Source organism: Micromonospora sp. ATA51 (assembly GCF_016802855.1).
GTDB lineage: Bacteria > Actinomycetota > Actinomycetes > Mycobacteriales > Micromonosporaceae > Micromonospora > Micromonospora sicca.
The window spans coordinates 1-3645 of the sequence record NZ_JAEVHJ010000476.1; the positions used below are offsets into that span (position 1 = coordinate 1).

At 76.4% G+C, this 3645-nt stretch carries 1 protein-coding gene and 2 pseudogenes; 2 read left to right on the forward strand and 1 reads right to left on the reverse strand.

Annotated elements, in window-relative coordinates; all coding sequences use genetic code 11:
* Window positions 1-129 precede the first annotated feature (129 nt).
* Window positions 130-1389: pseudogene (locus tag JNW87_RS36200) on the forward strand (M48 family metallopeptidase).
* Window positions 1386-2511: pseudogene (locus tag JNW87_RS36205) on the forward strand (glycosyltransferase family 4 protein). The pseudogenes JNW87_RS36200 and JNW87_RS36205 overlap by 4 nt, the downstream one beginning before the upstream one ends.
* A gap of 52 nt (window positions 2512-2563) precedes the next feature.
* On the opposite strand, the gene JNW87_RS36210 reads toward JNW87_RS36205, so the two are convergent.
* Window positions 2564-3645 (reverse strand): bifunctional diguanylate cyclase/phosphodiesterase (locus JNW87_RS36210; RefSeq protein WP_238455258.1); only part of this gene is annotated, 1082 nt, incomplete at its 5' end.

A 3645-nucleotide genomic window follows, 5' to 3' on the forward strand; every position in this document is an offset into this window, starting at 1 on the left:
GGTGGGCGCGGGCGGCGGACGGTCGCGGCGCCGACGCCCGGGCGGCCGGAGCGCGGCGGGCAATAGGATGAGCGATCACGGCGGGAGGAGCGGCATGATTCGGGTACGGCGCGACAACAGGACGCGGCGGTGAGCCCGCGCGGCTGGGCGGTGCTGACCCTGGCCGGGCTGGCCGTCGCGCTGGTCGTCACGGCGGCCCTGCCTGATCCCCTGGAGTCGACCCCCCGCGCCCCGCGCCGACCAGCTCGCCGCGCTGCGCTCCCTCCCGGTCGACCAGGTGACCCGTGGCCGGGCCTTCCACGCCGCGCTGCGCCCCGGCGGGTACGGCGCGCTGGCCGTCGGCCTGGCGGTGGCCCTCCTGCTCGGGCTGACCCCGCTCGGCAGCAGCCTGGTGGAGCTGGCCGGCCGGCCGCTCGGCGGCACTGGGTGGCCCGGGCGGTGCTCGGCGGGCTGGCCGTGATGCTCCTCGCCGACCTGCTCACCCTGCCCTTCGCCGCCTGGCGGCAGACCGTGCTGGTCCGCTACGGGCTGAGCACCCAGGGCTGGAGCGGCTGGGCCGTCGACCTGCTCAAGTCGTACGCGGTCAGCGCGGTGATCGGCGGGCTCGCGCTGCTCGGCTTCTACACCGTGGTCCGGCTCGCGCCGCGCTGGTGGTGGGCGTTCGGGGCAGCCGGCGCGGCCGGGCTGGTGGTGCTGCTGTCGTTCGTGCTCCCGGTGCTGGTCGAGCCGGTGTTCAACCGGTTCACCCCGATGGAGCCGGGCCCGCTGCGCAGCGAGCTGATCAGCATGGCCGCCCGGGACGGTGTGCCGGTGCGCGACGTGCTGGTCGCCGACGCGTCCCGGCGGACGAAGGCCGTCAACGCGTACGTCTCGGGGCTGGGGCCGACCCGGCGGGTGGTGGTCTACGACACCCTGCTGCGCGAGGCGACCCCGGCCGAGGTGACCAGCGTGGTCGCGCACGAGCTGGGGCACGCGAAGGACCGGGACGTCTGGGTCGGCACCCTGACCGGGGCGCTGGGCGCCGCCGCCGCGGTGGTCGCGCTCTACCTGATCGGTTCCTGGGCGCCGCTGCTGCGGCTGGCCGGGGTGGACTCCGTGGCCGAGCCGCGCGCCTTCCCGCTGCTGATCGCGCTGGTCACGGTCGTCGGGCTGGTCGCCGCGCCGGTCCAGGCGCTGGTCTCCCGCCGGGTGGAGGCCCGGGCCGACGCGCATGCGCTCGCCCTGACCGGCGATCCTTCGACCTTCGAGGCGATGCAGCGGCGGCTGGCCGGGGTGAACCTGGCCGACCCCGACCCGCCCCGCTGGGAGTACCTCTGGTCGGCCTCGCATCCGTCCACCGTGGAGCGGATGGCCGCCGCCCGCGCCTACGCCAGGGAGAGCGGCCGATGAGCCGGACGTTGCTGGTCACCAACGACTTCCCGCCGCGCCCCGGCGGCATCCAGTCCTTCGTGCACCACCTGGCGGTGCGCCAGCCCGCCGGCTCGGTGGTGGTGTATGCGTCGAGCTGGCGGGGGGCCGAGAAGTTCGACGCCGACCAGCCCTTCGAGGTGGTCCGGGAACGCACCCGGGTGCTGCTGCCCACCCCGCTGGTGGCCCGGCGGGCGGCGAAGCTGGCCCGCGCGTACGACTGCGACACGGTCTGGTTCGGCGCGGCCGCCCCCCTCGGGCTGCTCGCGGCGGGGCTGCGCCGGCGGGCCGGCATCCGGCGGGCGGTGGCCCTGACCCAGCGGCCACGAGGTCGGCTGGGCGGCGCTGCCCGGCGCCCGGGCCGCGCTGCGCCGGATCGGCCGGGGCGTGGACGTCACCACGTACCTGGGGGAGTACACCCGGGTGCGGCTGGCCCGGGTGCTGGACGGGGTGACCGAGCTGCGCCGGCTGGCGCCGGGGGTGGACGTGGACACGTACCACCCGTCCGTGGACGGGGAGCCGGTCCGGATCCGGCTGGGCCTGGCCGACCGGCCGGTGGTGGTCTGCGTCTCCCGGCTGGTGCCGCGCAAGGGCCAGGACATGCTGATCCGGGCGATGCCGGAGATCCGCCGGCGGGTGCCCGACGCCGCGCTGCTGATCGTCGGCGGGGGTCCCTACCGGGCCGCGCTGGAGAAGCTGGCCCGGCACGCCGGCGTGGAGCGGGACGTGGTCTTCACCGGCTCGGTGCCGTCGGCGGAGCTGCCGGCGCACTACGCGGCCGGCGACGTGTACGCGATGCCGTGCCGCACCCGCAACCGGGGCCTGGACGTCGAGGGCCTGGGGATCGTCTACCTGGAGGCCAGCGCGACCGGCCTGCCGGTGGTGGCCGGCGACTCCGGCGGCGCGCCGGACGCGGTCCGCGAGGGGGAGACCGGCTACGTGGTCCGGGGTCGGGACGTCGCCCAGCTCGCCGACCGGGTGGCGACGCTGCTCGCCGACCGGGACCTGGCCCGCCAGCTCGGCGCGGCCGGTCGGGCCTGGGTGGAGCGGGAGTGGCGCTGGGAGACCCAGGCGCAACGGATGGCGGCCCTGCTCGCCGGCTGACCCGGCGGCCACCCACGCCGCCTGCTCCTCGGCCGGATCCGGCGTACCGGAATCAGGCCCACTGGGCGAGGAAGCGGTCGGCGGGGGCGGGGCGGCCGAAGTGCCAGCCCTGGCCGGCGTCGCAGCCGATCGCCCGCAGCCGGTCGGCCTGCTCGGCGGTCTCCACGCCCTCGGCGGTGACGGTCAGGTCCAGGGCGTGCGCCAGGGACACCAGCGAGGCGAGGATCCGCTCGTCGGTACGGCTGCCCGGGTCGGCGGCCGGGGCGCGCAGGCCGGCCACGAACTCGCCGGCCACCTTCAGCTCGGTCACCGGCAGGTCCCGCAGGTAGGCGAGGTTGCAGTAGCCGGTGCCGAAGTCGTCGATGGCGATCCGCACCCCCTGGTCGGCCAGCACCCGCAGGGCCCGAACCGGCTCCTCGGCGGTGCTCATCATGGTGCTCTCGGTGATCTCCAGCTGAAGCCGATCCGGGGGCAGCCCGGTCTGCCGGAGCACGCCCCGCACCTCCTGCACCAGGCCCGGGCGGTGCACCTGGCGGACGGCGAGGTTGACGCTGACGAACGGCGGGTCGTCGTGCCCCGCCGACCAGCCCTCCGCCTCCCGGCAGGCCTCGGCCAGCACCCAACCGCCGAGCCGGACGATCAACCCGGTCTCCTCGGCCAGCCCGATGAAGCTGTCCGGCCGGAGCACGCCCAGCTCGGGGTGGCGCCAGCGGACCAGTGCCTCCATGCCGAGCACCCGCCCGTTCCGCAGCGAGGTCAGGGGCTGGTAGTCCAGATAGAACTCGCCCCGGTCGAGGGCGGTGGGGATGGCCGCCGAGAGGGCGTACCGGGCCAGCTCGCGGCGGTTGCGGTCGGCGTCGAACAGGGCCCAGCGGGCGCCCCCGGCCGCCTTGGCCCAGTGCAGCGTGCTGTCGGCGGCCCGCATCAGCTCACCCGGCGAGGTGCCGGCCACCTGCCGTTCGACGATGCCGATGCTCGCCGACACGGTCAGCTCGTGGCCGTCCACCAGGGCCGGTTCGCTCACCACCGCGAGGGCCGCCTCGGCGACCTTGACGGCGTCGTCGGTGCAGGCGGTCCGCTCGACCAGGATCACGAACTCGTCCCCGCCGAGCCGGGCGACCAGGTGCTCGCCGA